Source organism: Dyadobacter sp. HNCC25DJ186 (assembly GCF_056895235.1).
This window is the reverse complement of record NZ_JBXHAS010000018.1, coordinates 14,097-36,267: the sequence shown is the minus strand read 5'-3', so window position 1 is coordinate 36,267 and position 22,171 is coordinate 14,097. Positions and strand designations below refer to the sequence as shown.

At 40.2% G+C, this 22,171-nt stretch carries 16 protein-coding genes; 3 read left to right on the top strand and 13 right to left on the bottom strand.

All coding sequences use genetic code 11. The annotated features are described in order from the left end of the window. Positions 1-28: 28 nt before the first annotated feature. The 3 genes from AC1XUO_RS28545 to AC1XUO_RS28535 form a co-directional block, all read right to left on the bottom strand. The gene (locus tag AC1XUO_RS28545; RefSeq protein ID WP_483333268.1) at positions 29-691 is read right to left on the bottom strand and encodes a YiaD family glycine zipper/OmpA-like lipoprotein; all 663 of its coding nucleotides are present in this window, start codon (positions 689-691) and stop codon (positions 29-31) included. A 26-nt stretch (positions 692-717) separates the two neighbouring features. Beyond that, a complete protein-coding gene (locus tag AC1XUO_RS28540) occupies positions 718-1,545 on the bottom strand; it encodes a tetratricopeptide repeat protein (RefSeq protein ID WP_483333267.1) in 828 nt (275 codons plus the stop codon). A gap of 126 nt (positions 1,546-1,671) precedes the next feature. After that, complete coding sequence (locus tag AC1XUO_RS28535; RefSeq protein ID WP_483333266.1) at positions 1,672-2,355, bottom strand: HAD family hydrolase; 684 nt, start codon at positions 2,353-2,355, stop codon at positions 1,672-1,674. A 500-nt stretch (positions 2,356-2,855) separates the two neighbouring features. Here AC1XUO_RS28535 and AC1XUO_RS28530 point away from each other — a divergent pair, with 500 nt between their 5' ends. After that, positions 2,856-3,713: a polysaccharide deacetylase family protein gene (locus tag AC1XUO_RS28530; protein ID WP_483333265.1), complete on the top strand. Its 858-nt coding sequence runs from the start codon at positions 2,856-2,858 to the stop codon at positions 3,711-3,713. A 41-nt stretch (positions 3,714-3,754) separates the two neighbouring features. On the opposite strand, the gene AC1XUO_RS28525 is transcribed toward AC1XUO_RS28530, so the two are convergent. Further along, a complete protein-coding gene (locus AC1XUO_RS28525) occupies positions 3,755-4,423 on the bottom strand; it encodes an NAD(P)-dependent oxidoreductase (RefSeq protein WP_483333264.1) in 669 nt (222 codons plus the stop codon). A gap of 198 nt (positions 4,424-4,621) precedes the next feature. Here AC1XUO_RS28525 and AC1XUO_RS28520 point away from each other — a divergent pair, with 198 nt between their 5' ends. Then, complete coding sequence (locus AC1XUO_RS28520; RefSeq protein WP_483333263.1) at positions 4,622-5,464, top strand: CHRD domain-containing protein; 843 nt, start codon at positions 4,622-4,624, stop codon at positions 5,462-5,464. Positions 5,465-5,588: 124 nt separating this feature from the next. On the opposite strand, the gene AC1XUO_RS28515 is transcribed toward AC1XUO_RS28520, so the two are convergent. The 7 genes from AC1XUO_RS28515 to AC1XUO_RS28485 are packed head-to-tail and all read right to left on the bottom strand — an operon-like array spanning position 5,589 to position 15,741. Continuing rightward, positions 5,589-6,065: a hypothetical protein gene (locus AC1XUO_RS28515; RefSeq protein WP_483333262.1), complete on the bottom strand. Its 477-nt coding sequence runs from the start codon at positions 6,063-6,065 to the stop codon at positions 5,589-5,591. Next, positions 6,062-7,771: a hypothetical protein gene (locus AC1XUO_RS28510; RefSeq protein WP_483333261.1), complete on the bottom strand. Its 1,710-nt coding sequence runs from the start codon at positions 7,769-7,771 to the stop codon at positions 6,062-6,064. The genes AC1XUO_RS28515 and AC1XUO_RS28510 overlap by 4 nt, the downstream gene beginning before the upstream one ends. Positions 7,772-7,789: 18 nt before the next feature. Beyond that, positions 7,790-9,001: a hypothetical protein gene (locus AC1XUO_RS28505; protein WP_483333260.1), complete on the bottom strand. Its 1,212-nt coding sequence runs from the start codon at positions 8,999-9,001 to the stop codon at positions 7,790-7,792. After that, positions 9,001-12,576 (bottom strand): hypothetical protein, encoded by a 3,576-nt coding sequence (locus AC1XUO_RS28500; RefSeq protein WP_483333259.1) that lies wholly within the window; start codon positions 12,574-12,576, stop codon positions 9,001-9,003. Before AC1XUO_RS28500 ends, AC1XUO_RS28505 begins: the two co-directional genes overlap by 1 nt. Before the next feature lie 10 nt (positions 12,577-12,586). Next, positions 12,587-14,083, bottom strand: coding sequence for a hypothetical protein (locus AC1XUO_RS28495; RefSeq protein WP_483333258.1), 1,497 nt, complete (start codon positions 14,081-14,083; stop codon positions 12,587-12,589). A 21-nt stretch (positions 14,084-14,104) separates the two neighbouring features. Continuing rightward, complete coding sequence (locus tag AC1XUO_RS28490) at positions 14,105-14,476, bottom strand: hypothetical protein (protein ID WP_483333257.1); 372 nt, start codon at positions 14,474-14,476, stop codon at positions 14,105-14,107. Positions 14,477-14,481: 5 nt separating this feature from the next. Further along, on the bottom strand, positions 14,482-15,741 hold the full coding sequence (locus tag AC1XUO_RS28485; RefSeq protein WP_483333256.1) for a hypothetical protein: 1,260 nt from the start codon (positions 15,739-15,741) through the stop codon (positions 14,482-14,484). Positions 15,742-16,203: 462 nt separating this feature from the next. Between AC1XUO_RS28485 and AC1XUO_RS28480 the strand changes: the two genes are divergently transcribed. Next, positions 16,204-17,199 (top strand): alcohol dehydrogenase catalytic domain-containing protein, encoded by a 996-nt coding sequence (locus tag AC1XUO_RS28480; RefSeq protein ID WP_483333255.1) that lies wholly within the window; start codon positions 16,204-16,206, stop codon positions 17,197-17,199. Between the two features lie 59 nt (positions 17,200-17,258). On the opposite strand, the gene AC1XUO_RS28475 is transcribed toward AC1XUO_RS28480, so the two are convergent. Both AC1XUO_RS28475 and AC1XUO_RS28470 read right to left on the bottom strand, forming a co-directional pair. Next, the gene (locus AC1XUO_RS28475) at positions 17,259-20,504 is read right to left on the bottom strand and encodes a T9SS type A sorting domain-containing protein (protein ID WP_483333254.1); all 3,246 of its coding nucleotides are present in this window, start codon (positions 20,502-20,504) and stop codon (positions 17,259-17,261) included. Between the two features lie 243 nt (positions 20,505-20,747). Beyond that, positions 20,748-22,103 carry a hypothetical protein gene (locus AC1XUO_RS28470; RefSeq protein WP_483333253.1) on the bottom strand — a complete coding sequence of 452 codons (1,356 nt, stop codon included), beginning with the start codon at positions 22,101-22,103 and terminating at the stop codon, positions 20,748-20,750. Positions 22,104-22,171 lie beyond the last annotated feature (68 nt).

Below are 22,171 nucleotides of genomic sequence, written 5' to 3'. Positions count from 1 at the left end.
CTTTTTTGCTTTGCCTGAAAGTTAACCTTTACTTTAATTCTCCCTTCTCAGCATCTTTTTTCATATCATCATTTGCATAAATCGCCAACTCGACCCGACGATTTTTCACTCGATTTGCTTCGCTGTCATTAGGATATTTTGGCTGCCATTCACCGTACCATTTCGTTTTTAATCTTGACGACGGTATGTTCTGAGATTCCAGATAAGAGGACACTGATTCTGCCCGGCGTTCAGATAAATTCATATTCAAATTATCAGAGCCGGTGTCATCGGTATGGCCTTCCAAAAGAATCTGAGTGTCTTCATACTTGGCTAGAATCCCACCAACTTTTTTTAACTCCTGCTTTGCATCTTCACTTAATTCCGCAGAATTAATTTTAAATAACAATCCTGAATTAAACGTCAGGTTGATACCTTCTCCAACTCTTTCAACCGTCGCATCAGGAATGGCTTGTTTCAACTCCTGCGCCTGCTTATCCATATTCTTACCGATAAGATAACCGGCGGTACCACCCACAGCTGCACCAATTAAGGCTCCAATCACACTGTTTTTGTTATGCAGTCCACCGATTGCAGCACCGGCCGCCGCCCCTCCTGCGACGCCTATACCAGTCCCTTTTTGTGTATTATTTAAACTTTTACAGCCGATCAAAAAGGCTAACACTAATATTATAACGCTGTTTTTTCTCACAATCCTATTTTTAAAAATTCAATTAATTATTCACAAATCTTACTTGCCAGCAAATCAAGCTGCAAGTTCCTTAACCCCAGATCTAACGCCCTTTTTATATCTGTGCAAACAGTGCTTTTTTCTTGTTTAGTCATTCTCCTGGACAACTCATTTATATCAGTGGTAACATATTTCTGCTGCATTTGTTTAAGTCTGGCTTCCGTTCTGATCTGATAAATTTCAAGATTATTCTTACCTAGTTCCAATACTTTGTCATAAGCAGCAAAAGCGTCGTCATAATTATTGATCTTGATCATCATATCGCCTTTTTGGATATAAAATGCTGGATTTTCCGGATCAAGTTCGATCGCTTTCGTCAAATTTGTATCCGCTTCCGCCAGCATATTAAGCTGAAAATCCAGATGGGCAAGCTGTGCAAACATTTTCGCACGTGCTTTAATATTCTTATTTTTTTTGGTCAGATCAGTTATCTTAACGATGTCTGCTTTCGCATCTGCCGTCCGCCCCAACTTGTTGTATGCAAAACTTCTCGCATAATACGCAGTAACATTTTTTTCCTTACCTACCTTGATCGCATTGTTTGCTGAGGTAATAGCGTCGTCAAATTGTTTCAGACCGTTCGAGGCAATTGCCATACCGATATTCCCATCTTCCTTCGCATCCTTCGCTGAACAGTCTTTCAAAACCTTTTTAAAAGTAACCAGTGCTTCCTCGTACTGTCCCTGATCATTCTGCTTATTGCCTTCCTGAATTTGCTTGAAACACTTGTTTGACGTTGTGATAAGCTGTTGCGCCTGCATGGTCAATGGTGCCAGCGCGAAAAGCATCATAAGCGTTTTAATAGTTTTCTTCATATAATGATAATGAGTTAATAAGCCAGTCAATCGGTCATGATGATAAGCATGGAAAATTGACTGGTTCTAAAACAATAAAAATAGAGTGCCTGAGCTACGGTTATATATTTTGAAAATGAGATTGGCTTAAAGAAATGGCAAAATCTCTTTAATATTTTCGACACTCCGGAAGTTTTTATTTTCTATGGTATGTTCAATTTGTTCATGTTGCCAAGTGATATGATAAGGCACATGGATTCCATAACCACCAATATTTAAAACCGGTAAAATATCTGATTTCAAAGAGTTTCCTACCATCAGCAGATTCTCCGGAAGGATATCCAGATGCCTGATCAATTTCTTGTAATTGGCATCATCCTTCTCAGACATGATTTCGATATGATGAAAATAATGGCTTAAACCCGATTTTTTCAGCTTTCTTTCCTGATCGAGTAGATCTCCTTTGGTTGCGACAACCAGTCGGTATTTATCTTTTAGAGTTGCCAATACTTCTTCCACACCGTCCAGCAGATCAATCGGCTCATTGAGCAGGTTTTTACCCAAATCAAGGATTTTTTCTATATGTTCCATACTGATCGTTTTGTCGGAAATCTTCAAAGCTGTTTCGATCATTGAAAGCATAAAACCTTTGACTCCGTAACCATAAAGCGGAAGATTAGCAATTTCTATTTTAAGCAACTCGCGTTCCAATGCATGCGGTTGCAAATATTCACTGAGAAGATTACAAAACTCCTCTTCGGTGCGTCTGAAATAAGGCTCGTTCACCCAAAGCGTGTCATCCGCATCAAATGCAATAACTTTTATATCCATCGTTTCAAATTTTTTAGGTCAAAAGTAGGGATTTTCGAAGATGGAACGACGCGTTGGTTTACTGAAAAATTGTTCTGGTGTTTGTTGCCGCAAGGGCTGAAGCCGGATATATCTGAGTGTTAGCCACCCAGGGCTGAAGCCCAGGGTTATGAATGAACTGATCTGGAATAGAAATTAATTTTTAATAAGGATTGGATTTAGTATTATGGTGATGGAATTTATCAATATTCTTCTGGTTGCAATGGCTAAAGCCGGATATATTTGAGCATTTGCCACCCAGGGCTGAAGCCCTGGGTTATGAAGATGCTGCGGACTATGGACTTGGTTTTGAATTGAGACTCGTCAGTCAAAGGAGATTAAACATGCAACGGACTAACCCAGAGCTTCAGGCCTGGGAGCCGCTAGCCCGCCAAAGTCGCAAGGCTTTAGCCATTGAAAATATCTTGTTATTTGATAATCTCAATGTAAATTTCCATTGTCATATTTCAAAATTCATACTCATGAAAAAATTCCTGTACTTTTTGGTATTGGTTGTTTTGTCAACACAATCCTTCTCACAAAAGAATCCGCCACGACTGATTGTCAGAGGTGACGATATGGGTTATTCGCACTCAGGCAATCTTGCACTCATAAAGTGTTTTAAAGAAGGCATACAAACTTCAATAGAAGTAATTGTTCCATCTCCCTGGTTCCCGGAGGCAGTCAAATTATTGAATGAAAATCCAAAAGCAGACGTGGGAATTCATCTGGCTCTAACCAGCGAATGGGACAATATTAAATGGCGACCACTGACCGATTGCAACAGTTTGAAAGATTCAGATGGCTATTTTCTGCCCATGATTTACCCAAATAAAAATTATCCAAAAAGGTCGGTTATTGAAAACGACTGGCAGCTCTTGGATATGGAAAAAGAGTTCCGTGCACAAATTGAGATGGCAATAAAAAAGATACCACGTATCAGCCACATATCGTCTCACATGGGCTGCGCAGGTATAACCGAAGAAGTCAAGGCACTTACGCGGAAACTTGCCGGAGAATACAAAATACCCGTTGACCCTGAACCAAAAGTGGATGGTTATGTGAGTTATGACGGTCCTCGCAAAACATCAGAGGACAAGATTAATAGTTTTATCAAGATGCTTGATAAACTTGAAGCCGGCAAAACATATATTTTCGTTGACCATCCCGGACTGGATGATGCGGAGCTGAAAGCCATATCTCACATCGGATACGAAAATGTTGCTGAGGACAGACAAGGTGTTACGGATTTGTTCACAAGCAACGCAGTTAAAACTGCAATAAAAGAAAAAGGAATTCAGCTTATCGCTTACAGGGACCTCATCAATTCTGACAAATAGCAGGTAGTTTATTCATATTTATAACCAAGAGAATTCTCATTTCAGCTGGAAACGACAGGATTTTCCCGGATAAATAAATTGTCTCTTAAAACAGCCATCATAAACTTCGCGACATCTTTTCTACTTATGGTCAAAGATGGTCGGGGAACATTTTTAAAGCTCGTCTTCACGTTATTTGAATACTCAAGATTTGTGAGTCCAACGGGCCGTATTACTGTATACCTTAAATCTGAGGATTCAAAAATTTGTTCCTGTCTATCATGATCTTCGTAGGCGACACCGATATTACTATGATCAATAATCCACCGAAACCACCAGGGAATATCCTTCCGGGTATCACCAACACCCCAGGCTGAAATGACGATCACCCGGTTAATATTTAAAACTCCGCAGATTGATATAACGTTTATTGCAGTCTGTGATAGAAAATCGGATGGCGTGCGCAGTTTTGCCCAGGGAAAATCTGAATTACGGGAAATGTTCAGGGCGCTTAGCACAGCTTCACACCCACTCATAGCCATTTCCAAACTGTTTCGATCCGTGGATGTACCTTGGAAAATCGCCAGATTTTCATGCATGCGACTGAATTTGTTAACGTTCCTGACCAACACGTTAACACGGTACCCTTCCCGCAAAGCCAAATTTAGAATCAACATGCCAGTTCTTCCGCTCGCCCCAAGAATTAATATTTTTCGTGGTGAATAGTCCATTATTTATCTTCATTATTTGAGGTATCCAGAGAACGAAAAAATCTTTTACCTAAGCTCGTTAACTTCCAGACGTAAACAGCCCAGAGCCAGGATACTAACCGTAAGTTACTCACAATTAACAATTTAATAATTATAATTAAATATAATTAAAATTATAAACAGTACCTTTAAACTATAACACTAACAAAACGAACTATTATGAAAACATTTTCCAAATTGCTTTTCTGCATCTTTTTTCTCGCCATTTTTACTGCTTGCGAGGACCACAAAATTGAAAACGGAGTTGTCCAGGTAGGACTGCCGCTGAGTGCAGCCCAGGAAACAACTTTTAATCCCAGCAAGGCTACTGGAACTGCGGATGTTTCCTACAACAAAACCAACCACATGCTCACCTTTACGCTTACCTGGAACAATCTTACAGGTATACCCACAGGAGCACATATTCATGGAACTGCTTCGCGTGGGAACAATGCTCCGGTTATTTATGATTTCGCCAACCTGATACCAAAAACGCAATCAGGAACATTCACGCATACTGTCATTATTGATGGGCAAACACTGAAAGAAAGTGACCTTCTAAACGGCCTTTACTATTTTAACATACATACCGCCCAAAATCCGGGCGGAGAAATTCGCGGACAAATTGAATTTTATGATCAGACCAACGTGGTAAGCAAGAAAGGATTGGTCATGAGCGGTGCAAATGAAGTTCCTGCAAACAACAGCACTGCAACGGGTACCGCTGACGTCACCTATAACAAAACGACAAAACTTCTGAGCTTTTTCCTTACCTGGAATAATCTGGCTAACGTTCCAACCGGTTCACATATTCATGGCATCGCGGCAAACGGCAGCAACGCGCCCGTAGTTTTTGATTTTTTATCTAAAATACAGAAAACCACATCGGGTGCTTATTCAGGATCAGTAGTTGTCGACGGCACTACTATTGACGAGACAGATCTTATTGGCGGCAAATATTATTTCAATATCCATAACGCCAGTTTTCCAGGCGGAGAGATAAGAACACAGATTGAATTTTAAATAACATAAACAGAGATCGGTCGAGCTGGGCGGTCTCTGTTTTTTACACCCTCGTCATTATACTTCTAAAGTTTTATGCTCAATTGTGCAACCGCATAACTGATCTTGACCTGATTCCAAATCTTTATCCGATGTTGGAAATATGCATCACTTGTGCAGTTTCATATTCTTCTTGCTCAACGGCCAGAATTCCTTTCCTTAGTATTTCAGTTAATTCGGTTCGGTTGGTAGAAATCAAATATTTTCTATCTCCGGCATTTGAAACAGCGCGGTTTTTCTGTTTGTCATCCCCAAATTTCTTCACGACAAATGAAGCCAGTAAGATCAAACTTATACCAACAAGCAAAGCCAGTATTGGGGATATAAGCAATTTGTAATCAAGCCGGTACTTTTTAATGGCAATAAAAGAACCATAAATAACCCCAACCAACAATCCGAAAATCATCCACATCAGGACAGGCGGAATGCTGTGAGAGATGAATAGTAAGTTATCTATCGGGACGAAGAAAAATGCGCTTACCCGACCCAAAAAATTGCGCATCACGTAAACCACAAATACGATCAGCACCAATACGACAAACACAGATTTTCCGTCTTTCATATCTTCTCGTATTTTTTAACCAGACTGAAAGAAAATACTCCACCAAAAATAAACAGGACAAACAGCAAGAAAGACGACAACGGCGAATCTCCAATGATATCATCAGGATTCCCAATTTCCGGATTGTGGACCAGCCAGCCCTTATAATTTGTAAAAAGACCCAAAAGAAATCTGAAAACACCAAAATAACAGGATGTCAGAAAACCGTAAAGGGCAAGCTTCGTGATGTATGCTTTTTTCGGGAAAATAACTTTTATATCGACCGGTATGACAATGTCTTCATAAACTGAGGAAACGACCATTTCAAGATGGTAAAGCTCCTCTTTTTGGAGTGAAACTGTATTAATAATAATGTCAATATTTGCGCTCAACTTTCCTTCCAGATTATTAAATTCCAGAATATCCTTGCTGAGCGAAATGCCTTCTTTTATAAATTTAAAATAAACTTTTGCCTTAACATATCCCTCATTTTTTAGATTGATAGTAATGCGGTGATTCACCGTAACACCACCGTTTATCGACAAAAGCTGAACTTTGTCCTGATCAATTTGGAGTCTAGGTTTGTCAGAAAGCAGGTTGATAATATGAAACAAAGCCTGCACCATACCAAGCCGGATTTCCGGTTCCGAATAATAATCAGTATGTAGGATAAAAGCATAACTATCGGCTATCTGAGTATTCCAATCCTCTTTTCCGATACCGGTAAACCATTCCTGGATATGCTTAGCAGCCATAGATTCTGCAATAGCAGGCCAGATCGAAAATTCTTTTTTGGCATAATCCGCCAAAGCCTCCGGTGTCGCAAATCGTTGATTTTCAATAAAAAAAGGAAGCGTCGGATCTGTTTTATATAGGAATCTCAGAAAGCTGTTAAGATCGTACTGCGTTGAAAGATTTTTGGCTATGAATGGATCACACTCCTGAACCCATATCTGAAGAATTCCTTTTCTATACGTTTCCAGCAAAGCCTCATAACCCTTTGAAGTTTCACATGCTTTTTGTAATAAAACGGAAACGTCAGTATATAATTCATCCTCGAAACGGAATGGTAAACTGGGATTTAGTTTGTAGAGAATCCGTAAATAACGTTTTTCCGAATCAAATTCCTCTTCAATTATTCTGGCAAATTCATCGGCTCTTGAAGCACTTTTCGTTAGCGCAGTAACCAGACCTGGCAGATAATTCCCGTTCCTCAGGAAATATTTTGCATCGTCCTTATTGTTGAATGAGATATCGCCAAGTTTGCCCAGCGTATTTGCCTTTTCACCAAGCCATTCCACTTCAATCAGACTTTCCTTATATTCAAGCCAAACCGAATCCGTCATCCATTTATTCTGGATCGACAATGGATCGGCATGGTTAACTTCACGTGGTTTAAAACTTCTCTTACCTAATTCGGCAATAACATATTGTTCAACAACTTTCCTGTTAACACTATCTCCGACGAGCGATACGATTTCTTCAAACTGACCCGTCGTGAGGATTCCTTTTCGAAAAACTAGTTCAAGTTTTGTATTGATGATCTCATAAGGCCGCCAGTCAATTTCTGAATAGATCTGTTGAATAAGCTGATTAAGTTGCCCCAGATTAAGATCAAGCTCTCTACCGTCTGACACCAGATTTGGATATTCTGTTATTTTAATATCACCATGATTTAAAACTAGCAGATCCCGCAATTGCTGCCTCAGACTTTCTAATAACGCCATTTTCGTTGCATATTTCTGTTAACTAAAACTAATCTGGATCGGCTTAACGATCAGCCATTTGTTACCTTGTAGTTTTAATTCACCCGGTATATCTGTATTAATCAAACTGTTACCTGATGGAAAAGTATCATACTGACTTGTTTTTCCAAGAAAGTACGGTGAGTTTGAAAGTGCATACCGCTGCGCGTTCTGATTACCTGATATTTTAAAAGTGGCCGTAGCCGGGGTTATCAAATTGATCTCAAATATGGTCTCGCTATCCTCCTCGTCAAGCAATTCCTGAACCGAAAAACCATCTCCCAGGTCCGCGTACCGGGCATATTTTATAGAAGATTCCAACTGTGAAATGGGCACTTGCTCTACCGGCTTTTCAATTTCAGGCATGACAGAAAGTCTCTCATTCCTTTCCATTTCAACCTTTACATTATCCTGAAGAATTGTGATTTCTGCCTCTGCCTCTTTCAACTTCTGCTTCACAGCGCGTAGCTCATTGCTCAAATTCTTAGACTGAAATTCTGTACTTCCGCTCCTGTGCAAATGATCATTCAAAATTTTCTCATTTCTTTCAATAACCTGATTTTTATTGCGAAGGACCCACATCAAAAACAGAATAACAATTACTAATAGCAGAATGACGGAATATACCATATCCTTCGAAAGGTCTGGTAAAAAGGCAAAAAAGCTGGCTGATTGTGATGAATTCTCTGACATTACTTTTTCTGGTTCTAATATTTTTGATTCAACAACAGTGCCCGGTTCTTCCTCAATTTTTTGAATATCCGGCACATCTTCAATCGGCTCGGGAATGGATACTTTTTCAATAATTGATTCCAGGCTTTTTTCGTAGGCACTATAATTCTGAAATTTCTTTCGCTTACTTTTTGCTCCCGAGGTTATATCCCCTACTACCTGATTTTTGAATTTTTGAATGCTATTTTTCCATCCGTTAAAACTGGTATCAACTTTAAATTTCTGCCATTTGACAAGTAATTCATCCGCTTTTTTGATCTTATTCTTTTCAACGAATAGCTTAAGATCCTCATATCCTCGACAATCCAGGCATTCCTTTTCCGTAATATCCTTGAAAGTCTCTTTGTCAGAAGCTAAAAATTCAATTGTCTCCTTTACAATCTGAAATCTTACTTCTGAAATCTGCTTATCCGCGCCATCCTGTGCCTTTGCAGAAAATTGACAAAATAATAACACAAGGTAAACAACCCACTTCCTCATTAAACAACTGGTTTAATTTCCGTTATACTTTTTGAAAGCCGGTACAAAGCGTCTTTCAGAGCAAAGAAAAACAGTGATTCTGATATGTCATTTTCACCTTCCTGTTTGTGTAAATCCTGCAAAACTTTACGGTAACTGTCGTAGATCAAACCTTCACCGTTGAAAATATTATTGTTCCATTGCAAAAGCCTCAATGATTCTTTAAATCCGTTAATTTTGAAATCTTTCAGGAATCTGGTGATTTCAGAATTACCCAAAGTTTTTTCCAAAAACTCATTCAGATTTTTCAAAACAGCGACATTTAGCGGACTATCAATCTCAAAAGTCTCGGAAATATTAAATTTGCCGGGACCGGTTGAAAGCTTCAATTCCAGTTCAGCATTTGTTTTTGGATCAAAACCAGGATGAATGAAATCCATATTTTTTCTATATTTCTCCTTCTCATCTTCCGAAGCCAGCGCATACAGAATCGAACCATTGGCCGTAATCTCCTTCGGATTCGTATTGAGGTGAATTTTGAATCCGGATTGCAGCGTTTTAGTCGTGTAAGCATTGATGAGCAAACGCGTAAAATCTTCCAGATCGCGCTCATCTCCGCCACAAAGCAGTTTGATATACTGACTTCCCTTTCCTGTAAATGACAAATATCTCGGTAACGGATAATCCTTGATCTCAATCAGTTGTACTAAATGGAAAATAATAGCGCTGTAATGCAGATAAGGAATGATCAGCAAATCCGGATTTCCAATGGTTATGGAATCACTGAATTTAAAATCATCATAACGGAACAACAAACTTACCAGATCGTCCGCGCTAAGATTTGTGTCATCCTTTACCTTGTTGAAATATTTTATCTCATTCGGACTGATGTAGTTTTTCTTCTGATAACTCAGATAGTTTCGAATGAATCCGTTGTCTTTCAGTTTATTACGATATCCATTTCCCCAGATATCGCTCCCGGCAAAACGGAAAGAAGTGGTCAGATATTTGTCCGCCCGGTTACCGGAAGATTCCATAAACATCATCACGTCCGTCGTTCCGCCGCCAATATCAACGTTGACCACATTGGCTGTATCCTGAATGTCCGTATCAGATTTCGTCAGAAAGAAATAAGGCGCTACGGATTCCGGAATTGGATCCAATAATTTGGCCCCGGAATTTTTAAATACATCCTTGAATGCCCCGTCCAGCACTTTCCGCAATTCTGACTTAATTCCGCGTTCCATACTTAGCGGAACAGACCATACCACTTTCAGGTCAGCAGGATTACCGTAATTCAGAATTGTTTTGGCCCTGATTTGTAAGAGAATTTGTTTTAAAAATGCACTTACGCGGCTCTTATTTGAATCGTTATTGTTGTTTTCCAGCAACCATTTCAGATTGGTTGTGTAATTGATATTGCTTGCCTGAACTTCTTCCTGATCAATATAATAGCCGATATTGATGTGGCTGAACAGGGATTTATTTTGAATATTGTTAAAAGAAACAATCTCGCAGGTCGCCGTTTTGAAGGGATAGGAAATGTTTTGCCCCGGTCCTAAAAGTGGTGGCAAAAACTCCCTTCTTAACGTCAAATCCATCCAGGTGGCACTTCCGTAGACATCGAATTTATTTCCCCCCGATTCATTTTTCCCAGGTGCATTAAGCAAAACCATCTGTTGATCCGACTCGCCAATATCAAACGGTTTTGGCAGAGCTTCTCCATTTTGCATGTAGGCAATATGCGTATTCGATGTCCCGAAATCTATGGCGAAAGTAAATGCCTTGGTAAGATTATCTTTATTGAAAGTTTTTGTGTCAAAATTCGGGATGATCAATCCACTGGAATCGATGCCATTGGGATCCGTGTAAGCCAACTGGATGTAATCAAAGGCTTCCTTTATTTTGTAAAATCTGGAAGTCGAACCAGAATTTCCGGCATTAATATCGGCCCAGTTGGAACGCTCATCGACACTTGTGATCAGGTTTGTGGTGTCAGAAGCGAAATTTTTGAAAGAATAAAACTCCAATGCTTTGAGTGTCATCCGCTCATTCCGTTCCGCCAGCAGAATGGTATAATCGTTCAGCTCTTTTAATCTCGGATCCGGATCGTTGATCTGATAAAAAGGAAAAATCCCTAAATCCGAACGGTACTCGACAATGGATTTACCTTTCTCATATTTCCTTGAAAACACAATTTCAGATACACCTCTGCGGTTTTTTACAGGTATTTTCAGATTGACTGTAACCTGCCCGTCATTGACCTCGGTAGACAAGTTATACTTTAAGTCCGCCAGGTTGAAAAAGTTGAAATACTCCTTTTTTATAGGAAGCAAATATTTGAAATCTCCGCCAAAGCCGGTATAAAACTTTCCTCTGTTGATGTTATATGGCATTTCCACCAATGCGTCTTCCAGGAAATCATCGATGGTAAGAAATGGGTACGTAACCGTCGTCAGTGCATTTCCCTGTGGCAGTTTTCTTTCGAACAACGGCACGCCGCGGTGGTAAAAATCTTTGATCCTGGTTGACGAATTCCATGGAATATTTTTTTCCATATAGTCGCCCGGAATATTCATTCCATCTACCAGAACCAATGGCGGTTCTACAATTTGCTGCTCGTTTTTGTCATTGTATTGATCCCGGTATTTCGTCTCCGTAGCACGGATAATAAAATCGCTGACCGACTTAATTTTTTCCTTTTCTTTTTCCTCTTTTTGATGGAAAAAGAAAAGTCCGTTGACAGTCAGAAATTTACCATCAACATTGGTTTTTATTTTGCTGTATTCATTGTCCATCAGGCTTGTTCCCGCCTGCTGATAGTCAGGAAACTGATGTCTGAAATCCGGGAAATAGCGGTCTACCGTTTTGTTAAGATACTTCCGGAACCCGTCTGCTTTGGCAAATGCAGGTTTAAATTGCAGCGAAAGTTTGTAGATATATTCGATGAACTCGTGATCTCTTTTGAACAGCGGACGGTAATCGTTGCTGAAAAATACCTTCCCATCCGAGCTTTGGGGAATCGTTTTAATATCTCCATTTTTAATATACCTCGCCCAGTTCGGAGTTGTAAAAAACAAGGACAGCGGAGAAGTGCCGCCTAACAATTTGTTTTCATAGAAGATCAAAAACAGACTGTCCATTTCAGAAAATCTACTGTTGTCTCTGTCGTTGAAAATCTGTTCCAGCGATTTGGCCAGCAAATTATGCGGATGATCTTTACCTTTTTCTTTCAGTCTGCCGATGTTTTCCTGCACCTTCCATTCCTTAAACCAGATCTTTTTACCAGATCCAATTTCGGAATTTTTGGAATTGAACAAAAGCTGAAAAACATCCAGACAATCCGATACCAGTTGATGATAAATGGTATTCCCATCCAGAATTCCACGATCCGAAGCGACGATTTGAAAGGCAGTATCAAAAAGTTCCAGCCGCGCCATCGGTGACGGAATCGAAGTTCCGGCTTTGGATGCACCTCTGCCAAAAGCTATATTTTCAGGATCAAAACTGGCAGGATCGATGCCCGTACTTTGACTCCAATCCTGTATTTCATTGGGGTTGTAACCCGGATATTTTCTAAAAATGTATGACGACATGGCTGTTAGATTAGATCATGGATGGAAGCGCTTCCAGTTTTTTGTAACACTCCATAGCAATACGGTTGAGCAATTTGAAGAAACGTTTGTCCTGATCCGGTATACTTTTCTTCAATTCATCTTCCAGTTTCCCAAGTTCCGTTTTCAAAAATGCCTCTGAAATTCCCGGCTTGGTTACGATCCCCAAAACTTTTTTTACTTCAATCGGTTTTTCCCGCACCAGCGCATTCAAATCCTGCGTCAGATTGAAAGGCTGAAAAGTTCGTTCGTTACCAGACATTTCTACCAGCCAGTTTTTATAATGTACAGAAAAGAAAGCGGTGAGATTTTGATAAAATTCGTTGTTTGAATATTTATCAGCAAGATTTAATTCTTTGTAAAAAGCCTCGTTACGGAACTCAGGCAAGGTTTCCAGATAAATTTTCATCGCGTAAGTCAGCAATGTAAGCGGCTCCATCACCATTTTGGCGGTATTTGGATAAAAATGCCTGACGTCAATAACCTGATCTTCTTTTTTTATACCAAAATCAAAATAATGCGTTTGACCTTTGGAGGCGAAATTTCCATCCGGTTTGTTAACGAAGTCTATAATCGCAGTCGCGCCAATTAATTCTATTAAATGCGCGCTGTTTTTTTGTTCGATTCCTCCCTGTTTGTTTTCGTATTGTTTCAACGGGCGATCCCATAACTGGTAGAAACAGTTGATCTTGCCATTCAGATATTTGAGGTAATAAGAAAGCGCGGCTTCTGTTTTGGAATTAAACATATCCGAGTTGATCGCGCTTTTATTATCATCGATCACGTTGAAATAAGGCATCACTGTCAGTGCTCCATATTTATTTCCGCGTAGCTTTTCTTCCTGTTGCAGCAGTTTCACCAACTGCGGAAAACCGGACGAACCGGTACCGCCAAAAATGGAACTGACAATAAAAATCCGGTCATTTTCGCCAATACTTTTCAGTACAAACTTGAATTCTTTGGTATTGGAAAGGTTGTTAAAGACAACAGAACCGATATTCGGATTTCCTTTGAAGCCCTGATTTAATTTCAGATTAAGTTCTGTATTCGGATCGTCATGGCCGGAATTGTCATAAAGCGCCTCCAGCAAATCCATATTGATATCACCTACCAATTCACCTCTCGGGTCAAGATATTCGATGAACGACTTTTCAAGATTTTCAAATTGTAGCTGAAAAGAATCGTCCAGACCTTCTGAGTAATCGTTTTCATTAGTAATGGAACTCAGCGTATTCAGGTTTGCATTGAAGAAGCCGTCTCGAATTTCTTCGGTATTGCTGTATCCGTGAGAGCGGATGTATTTATAGGTTTTAAGCGCTGCCAGGGCCCGGCTTGTATCAGCATTATCAGCATCCACATCGATGATGATGGGGATTATTTTATTGGTGTCATTAAGTTTTGTACCAGCCGCAAGCAGCATGGTCAGCGAGCGAACGATCCTCGCCCCTGTTCCTCCAATTCCAAAAACAAACGTATTTCTTGTAGGCATAATCTGTGCTGTATCGACGGGTTAAAAGGGAGTGCGTTTGGCGAATATTGAGAACCTTTTCAACAGGATTGAAAAAAGTATGTAATAAATAAACGCATAGAGCGTGTTGACCATTGCAAACGTATAGAAGAAAGAATTTTCTTCCTCCTCTGTAACCGTCTGTGCATGGTTATAGGCCAAGCCAAAGGCAATGATCAGTAAAATGATCATGGTGATCACCCAATGTAAGGTTTTGTCCCAAACAGGCCTAGCTCTCCCTAATACGATATAGAACACCACTGCAAATGCAAAAGCAAAAACCAGCGTGAAAAGGCCCACAAAAGGATAAATATCTGATGCGAAGATCGGATCCGGATTTTGTCCGCAAAGCAGCTCATAAAGAAATTCAAACATGGAAGCTATTTTTTAACAGGTATTGAAATGTGAATAAAGTTATCATTTGAGTTTTCGTAAGCCTCCCGAACGCCATCAATCAGATGTTCGAATGCGAAGGTTTTTCCGGGAATAGAATCCAGGTTTCTGTCGTCCATGGTAGACATGGCTTTATATCCATTGTCATAAACCAGCGGAAGTTTCAGGTCTATATTTCCTTTGTCTTTGTAGATATCAGAAACTTCAATAACGATCACGTGCGTATTATTTTCCAGAAATTCCTTCTCTCTCGGCTTTAAAACGGACTTGTCAAGATCCCTGGTCAATAGAATATTTTTAATCTTGAAGTCCAGATTTTCCGATGATGTTTTCAGGTGTTGATTCAAGTAATCCGGTGCACTGATGGAATTTGGTAGCGCGGACAGATCTACTGCAATGGCAAATGTGGAAGGCTTCTTTTTGCTTGCCTCCAAATCAGAAATGCTTTTATCTTCTGCTTTCCAGTTTCCGACTCTTTCGTAGGTGTAGAAAGTTTCGAAATCAGCAATCGTTTTGTCAAACAATCCGAAATTAAGATCCAGCACAGGTTTGAAATTATTCAGATCTGCAAGATTTTTGTTGAATTTGCTGACAAGTTCTTTATTACCGATCACCCACAAATAATACGGTCTTTCCTGCCCGTCCAGCTTCAATTTCGCATTTTGATACGTGTAATAATTACCAAAAAACGCAGAGTTGAACCCATACAGCGAAGCCGAAATATTGTCTCGCTTTAATTTCAAAAAAGTAGATTTTACCAATGCTTTTAGTTCTCCCGGTGCTTTTTGTTTATTGATCTCCGAATTGCTTTTGATCACATCATCCGGATAGGACAAAATACAGTCAGATACAAAAAGTGAAATGTCATTGGAATCTGTCTTACTGGCGATCATTTCCAGGATTTTGTGCATCTCCGAACTTTTCTCACCGGCCACTTTTGTAGTAGAAATTTCGCGAATGAAATCCTTTGTAGAACCTTTATATGGCGTAAGCGAATCCGCAACGTAATAAATTTTCAGAGGCCCTTTTCCAAAAGATTCTTTTCCTTCAATATCAACCAGAAGATTTGGAATGTCCTTGACAAATTGCGTAGAGCCACTGAAATAACCAGCCATACTGGCCGAGGTTTCCATAAAAAAGTTAACGTTGCCAACTTCCTTAACAGGTGTCTTTTCTTCCTTTTGCTCTTTTTTCGTACAACTGGCACTCACGATTAACAAAGCAAGCAAATAAAAATATTTCTTCATCGATTATAATATTGTATTGAGGCTAATTGGTCACCAATATAAAGATATTTGTTGGTTGCGTCCTACATTTATTCGTTTGAATGCATTCAAAGCGGATAAACGGGCAAAACGTGACAAATTCCTGAATTAGTACGAACAGATGCGCTGATTATTTTAGCAGGTTCGCAAAGACATCAATCTTTTAAATTGCCTTACCGATTGAGCAAACAGCTCTTTGGCATTTAAAGCACATCTCCGTTCGATGACATTAACCTTTCTTATAAAATCGTTGCAGATCAACATACCATATTATCTTTTCGACAAAACCGTTAAATTGATTCTCCTTCAAATTTTGGGAATTGCTGTTTCCATGATGTAAATTAGTGGATTAATGCAAAAATTGCGCTTATAAAACTGTTGCAACGAATTCGCATCAGTGCTTACCTGCCCAGCTCCACACATCACTATAATCCGACCTCTGTTATGAAAGCAGCAGTTTTAGATCAATCGGAATTCTCAATCCGAATTGAGGAGATATCGGTTCCTGAATTAGTGCCTGGCCAGGTTCTTGTCAAGATCAAAGCTGCAAGTCTCAACCATCATGAATTGTGGCTCATGAAGAAAAAAAACCAACTTGCAAATTTCAAAATGATTCCGGGCGCTGACGGCGCTGGTGAGGTGGTGGAGATTGCCGGGCATGTCGAAAAATCATGGCTGGGCAAAAGGGTGGTAATTAACCCATCTTTGAACTGGGGGACGAGCAGAAATGTTTTCAGTAATGACTTTGAGATTTTAGGTTATCCAAAAAATGGGACTTTTGCAGAATATATTGCAATTGAGGAGCGATATATATACGAAATCCCGTCGCACCTGACCTATGAAGAAGCCGCCGCAGTACCTATGGCAGGACTGACGGCCTATCGCGCGTTGTTTACCAAAGGTCTGCTAAACCGAAAAAGTAAAATACTAATTACAGGAATTGGTGGCGGCGTTGCCTTATGGGCCTTATCATTTGCCTTAAAAATGGATGTAAAAGTATATGTTACTTCTGGCACGGATCAAAAGATACAAAAAGCCATCCTAGCCGGGGCAATCGGCGGAGTTAATTACAAGAATACTAACTGGAGAACGGAATTGGAGGAACACGCTGATTCGTTTGATCTGATTCTTGATGGTGCAGCAGGAAATGGTTTTGAAGGGTTGTTATATCTGGCCAAAGCTGGCGGAAAGATTATAAATTTTGGAAGAACAGCAGGGGCTATTTCAGCCTTTGATCCCCAACTTTTATACAGAAAGCAAATTTCAATCATAGGTACCTCCATGGGCAGCGACGATGAGTTCCGCAGTATGTTATATTATATTCTTTATCATAAAATCCACCCGATTATTGATTCGGTATTTGAATTTGATCAGCTGGAAACCGCTTTTGAAAGAATTAAAAATTCAGACCGCTTTGGAAAAATTATTTTGCGGATGTAAAACCAAAGAGCGTACCTATTGCTAGAATACGCCCTTTTTTGTATAGTAAAAATAACTTTTTATCTCGTGACAAAAACTTTTTTGGAGCTAATTGTCCCGTCAGTTTTTACAACTTTGATGACATAACTTCCAATCGGCAATTGAGCAAGTTTAATTCCATCGACCGGTATTTCGGTAAACTCTGAAATTACCTGTCCCAGCGAACTCGTTACCGTTATCAACTCAATTTCTCCTGTGTCAGATTTTATAAATAGCCTATCTGCCGCAGGATTTGGATAAACACTAATTAGGCTTTCCTGACCAAAAGTTAAACTTCTGATCCGGCTGAAAGCGAAAGTCGCGTCACGATCTACCATCTTCAGGCGGTATAAATTCTCGCCGGAAAAAGGAACTTTGTCCAAAAATGAATAAGTTATCAATTTATCACTTTCCTTACCGGCTGGTACATTTCCGATGACATTCCAGTTTCGACCATCTTTGCTTTTCTGAATTTCGAAGTAATCTGAATTGGTTTCGAGAGAGGTTGACCATGTTAGCAAAGAAACATTTTCATCTTTGCTAACATCAAATAAAACCAGAGTTACCGGCAGCGGTTGTTCTGAATTAAGAAAAAAGTAAACAGCGCCTGAATTGGGTAAAACATTGTCAAGATTCTCGTCATAGCTATCCCCCGGAACACTGGCCAGAATATATTTTCCACTGATTTGGGCACCGCTAAGACCGTTGGAAAGATCATCTTCAATCGTAAGTTTTTGCTTAACTCCCCAGTTGTCCTGCCCTCCCGTATTTTTACCTAACAGATAGGCATAGCCCAGCCCAGGAACCGGAGCGTTACCCGAACCATTTTGCATCATAGGCCTTGCTGAGATCAACGCAGTATTTCCCTCAATAGAAACATTATATCCGACCGATTCTCTTACAGTAGACTGCGTTTGTGGGTCAGTAAACGGAAGTTCCGCGCTCATAACCTTGACACTACCCCAGTTATTTTCTCCTCCTTTGTTTCTATTGTAAATATTGACGGAACCGATGCTCCAAACAAAACCTCCCGGTGACCCCACGATTGCATTCTCGCCATCAATCGCAAGTGCCTTACCATATTGTGCCCCCGGCTGGCGATCCGAGCCGACAAGTTTTTTTACGAGTCCCCAATTATCTTTGCCACCCTGATCTTTCATGAAAATATACGCTGCACCTGCATTGTCGACAAAATTCCCTTCCGACTCATCATGATCTTCTCCTAGCGCGCCAACAATTGCATAGTCGTTGCTCAAATTAACAGTGGAGCCGAAGCTATCGTAGGCTTCCCGATTCTGATTCAGCGAAAGTTTTTTCACAAATCCCCAATTGTCAAATCCACCCTGATTTTTGCTGAAGATATAAGCCGAACCAGATGTAGTCAGATTATTTGCCCCAAACTCGTCCTCGTCGTCACCAAAAGCACCAACAATCAGGTTTTCACCATTTATGCTTACTGAGTAGCCAAAATAGTCGTCTCGTGTTGGAACAGATGCTGTAATCTTTTTTAGAAATCTCCAATTGTTCACGCCTCCCTGATCTTTTTTAAAGATATAGGCGGCTCCGGCCCCATTGTTTTGCCAATAGGTACTGGCCACTGCATAATCACCGCTTATTGAAACAGAAATACCAAATAAATCTCTCTCCTGCCGGTCTGGCGCTACGATTTTTCTGACTTCTTTCCATTTCCCATTATCGTTGTATAGGATGTAAGCTGCACCGGCATTTAGAATTTTATTCTTCCCTGACGCATTCATTTCCTCATTCGAAGCTCCTACAATAGCAAAATCACCACTGATGGATATAGCAGTTCCATAGTTAGGGCTCAATTTTGCACCTGTCGAAGAAGTAACCTTCTGTTTGAATCCCCAGTTATTAACAGCACCTATATCCTTCTCGAAAAAGTAGGCGGAACCTGCTCCCGAAACTTTGAATAGGTTATCTTCATCTCTGTCGTCGTAAATCGCAGCCACAAATGCAACATTTCCACTGATTGCCAGGCTATTAGCGAATATATCAGTAATTTGTGATAGTGGGGCTGTACGTCTCGCCTCTATACCCCAGTTATCATTTCCTCCGACATTGCGCTCAAAAATGTAGATCATTCCGGTAGAATCATAAGGAGTATTATATTCCATGTCAGTTGCCAATCTGGCACCAACGATGGCTCTATTGTTCTCAATATCTATTGCAAGACCAAAATTATCGTTTTTACGGCGCACAGGTGCCATCAATTTTTTCACCTGCCCCCAATTGTTGAAAGCCCCCCAGTTCTTTTCAAAAACATAGGCTGCTCCAAATTCAAACGTACCGATGTTTTCTTGAAGGTCATCTCCTGTTGCTCCGATAATCACTAGATCATGATCTATAGCAACAGAAGCTCCAAAACCGTCGCTCTTTGAACGAATTGAAGCAGTCAGCTTTTTAAATTGTCCCCAATTGTTGTTTCCGCCAAAATCCTTGTTGAACAAATAAGCAGATCCGGCGAACAACAAATCGTTGTTTCCCTGCGAATCTCGTCCATCCCCCGGAGAACCAACAATGGCATTTCCATCACTAACTCCGACAGATATACCAAAATTATCGAACGAAACGGGCTGACTGGAGATCAGTTTCCTGACAAATCCCCAGCTTCCAACCCCTCCTTGGTCTTTTGCAAAAATGTAGGCAGAGCCTGAACTTTCCACACCACCTGTTTCCTGAGAGTCATCACCCGGAGCTCCAACAATCAAATATCCATCGCTTATTGACACCGAATATCCGAAAGTATTACCATAATTTGCCGAACGCACCGGAGCCGTTATACGTTTCACTTCTCCCCAATTATCCGCGCCTCCTTCATCCCTTCTGTAAATGTAAACAGCACCTGATCTGCTCAAACTCCCTTCTGTTTCGACAGGCGCACCTACTACAATATACTCGCCATCAATGGCAACCGAATAGCCAAAAGCCGCGTCTGCGGTTCTGCGACTGGCGGTATTTTTTCTCTGCTTAACCCATTTCCCATCGACGTTTTTGTAGATAAAGATGGCTCCTGAGTTATTCAAAGGATTGAAACCGGTAGAATCTTCATCGTCACCCGGTGAACCGGCTACGGCATAGTTCCCTGAAATTCCGACGGAATTTCCGAACTCATCATTAATGCTTCTTCCCGAAGTATACTTGTTTGTACGATCACTTGCAACCGTCTTTGTAACCTGATTCCAGTTCTGGGCTTGTATGGAATGGATTTGTGATACTAAAAATAGAATAAATAGTTTATTCAGGAGGGGTAAATAGTACTTCATTAATATAGGGTTTGAGATTATTATTGAGTAATATCAATTCGACTCACAGAAGTGAATCGAATTGCGGGCGAATATATGACATTTCGAAAATTAACAAATATAAGTAACCACTTATAATTGTTAATCAGAATAATCTGGACATCAATAATTTCATACTCAACAAGCTATCAAAAAACGGATTATTACATAAAGTATCCGTTCAGACAAATAGGAGCATTGGTAAAAAAAGTAAAAGAAAGAGATTTACCTAACCTGCATTTTCGACCAATACGGTTTTGATTCAGGCTGATTTGCATGAAGAGCGGTAACGGTATAGGAGCCTGAGGCCAGGTTTTCGGGCAGTTTGTATTTACCAACGGCATAACTTACACCGGCAACTGCCCAGGATATCACTTCAATTTCAGGGGAAAGGTTGGCCGTGTTAGCCCCGTTAACAAGCCGAAGCGTTGGCAATAGTTTGACGTCAAATGAAGAGGCAGGCAAATTGCTGCCCCAGACATATTGCGCAAGTGATGGTTTTGCGTAAAAAGCATCACCTTTGTTGAAAATCAGCGGCTGCGTATTTCGCTTGAATACCTGATTCAGATCACCCTTCCAGATCGTCTCCAGCGTATTTGTTTTTGAAGTGGAAAACTCAAAAGCACCCTTTCCCATTTCCTTTCCATTTTCATAAAAAGTGGCAAGATAAGAACCCTCCGGAATGTCCGTTGTTAAGTTTGCAGTCAAATTTTCTTTCGCCTGGAAAGTCAAATTAAGAATTTTCTGCCCTTGTGTGAAATCATTCGTGAGACCCACAGTGTAGGTTGATTTCGGATCAAAATAGCCGCCAATAAGTTTGAGTGTATCCGCTTTGACGAAAGTAAATGGCAAATTGCTTATACTGGCTCCCGGTAATCCTCTCTTCACCTGCAACCCCTCAAAAGTTAACGGACTGGTTCCTTCAAAAATAAGTTCAAGTCCAACACTAGCTGAATTAATCAAACCGGTTATATCTTCGAAATATATATTTTGCAAAGTATTTTGAACCGTCCCTTCGAAAACAGTATTCGTTGTGCGATCTGATAACCGGATTACCGGATTTACCATTTCCGGCCTGGATGGTAGCGTACCAAGCCCGGAAATAATTTTCAGGGGAATGTATGAAACACCTTTTCTAATTGAAATTTCTTTACTGGTAAGTTCAATTTTCGGATCTCCCTGAGCCTCCACATACAGGAAATATCGACGGGGAGCTGCAATCCCTTTCTTTTTTAATAATATCGTCAACGGTCTGCTGCCCTTGTACAAAAATTTCAAAGCATTGTTGCCCGTTTCCGCCGATGCACTGTCAAGGAGGTTTACATCATCATAAAGCGAAAGATTAATATTGATTTCATCACCTGAAAAGTTGGCTGGAAGTTTTATCAGAAAGTTGGATGCAACAGAGTCAAAAGTGATAACCTCAGCCTCCGGCACGGTAAGTTTTTTTAATATCTTAGTCTCATCAACAGGAAGGATTAGCTCGGGTTGAGGAGTGACTTCCTCATTGGCCGCATCCTTTTTACATTGAAAAAACAAGCCAATCGTTAGAATTAACAATAAATATGCCGGATTTTTCATGCGATAAGGGATATTCTGTGTCTGGATTATATTTTATTAATGATAAATATAACAAATATTATTCAGAA

Excerpts from the sequence above, each read along its gene's own strand:
- AC1XUO_RS28540 (WP_483333267.1), bottom strand. The coding sequence starts at position 1,545 with ATGAAGAAAACTATTAAAACGCTTATGATGCTTTTCGCGCTGGCACCA.
- AC1XUO_RS28535 (WP_483333266.1), bottom strand. The coding sequence starts at position 2,355 with ATGGATATAAAAGTTATTGCATTTGATGCGGATGACACGCTTTGGGTG.
- AC1XUO_RS28530 (WP_483333265.1), top strand. The coding sequence starts at position 2,856 with ATGAAAAAATTCCTGTACTTTTTGGTATTGGTTGTTTTGTCAACACAA.
- AC1XUO_RS28525 (WP_483333264.1), bottom strand. The coding sequence starts at position 4,423 with ATGGACTATTCACCACGAAAAATATTAATTCTTGGGGCGAGCGGAAGA.
- AC1XUO_RS28520 (WP_483333263.1), top strand. The coding sequence starts at position 4,622 with ATGAAAACATTTTCCAAATTGCTTTTCTGCATCTTTTTTCTCGCCATT.
- AC1XUO_RS28515 (WP_483333262.1), bottom strand. The coding sequence starts at position 6,065 with ATGAAAGACGGAAAATCTGTGTTTGTCGTATTGGTGCTGATCGTATTT.
- AC1XUO_RS28510 (WP_483333261.1), bottom strand. The coding sequence starts at position 7,771 with ATGGCGTTATTAGAAAGTCTGAGGCAGCAATTGCGGGATCTGCTAGTT.
- AC1XUO_RS28505 (WP_483333260.1), bottom strand. The coding sequence starts at position 9,001 with ATGAGGAAGTGGGTTGTTTACCTTGTGTTATTATTTTGTCAATTTTCT.
- AC1XUO_RS28500 (WP_483333259.1), bottom strand. The coding sequence starts at position 12,576 with ATGTCGTCATACATTTTTAGAAAATATCCGGGTTACAACCCCAATGAA.
- AC1XUO_RS28495 (WP_483333258.1), bottom strand. The coding sequence starts at position 14,083 with ATGCCTACAAGAAATACGTTTGTTTTTGGAATTGGAGGAACAGGGGCG.
- AC1XUO_RS28490 (WP_483333257.1), bottom strand. The coding sequence starts at position 14,476 with ATGTTTGAATTTCTTTATGAGCTGCTTTGCGGACAAAATCCGGATCCG.
- AC1XUO_RS28485 (WP_483333256.1), bottom strand. The coding sequence starts at position 15,741 with ATGAAGAAATATTTTTATTTGCTTGCTTTGTTAATCGTGAGTGCCAGT.
- AC1XUO_RS28480 (WP_483333255.1), top strand. The coding sequence starts at position 16,204 with ATGAAAGCAGCAGTTTTAGATCAATCGGAATTCTCAATCCGAATTGAG.
- AC1XUO_RS28475 (WP_483333254.1), bottom strand. The coding sequence starts at position 20,504 with ATGAAGTACTATTTACCCCTCCTGAATAAACTATTTATTCTATTTTTA.
- AC1XUO_RS28470 (WP_483333253.1), bottom strand. The coding sequence starts at position 22,103 with ATGAAAAATCCGGCATATTTATTGTTAATTCTAACGATTGGCTTGTTT.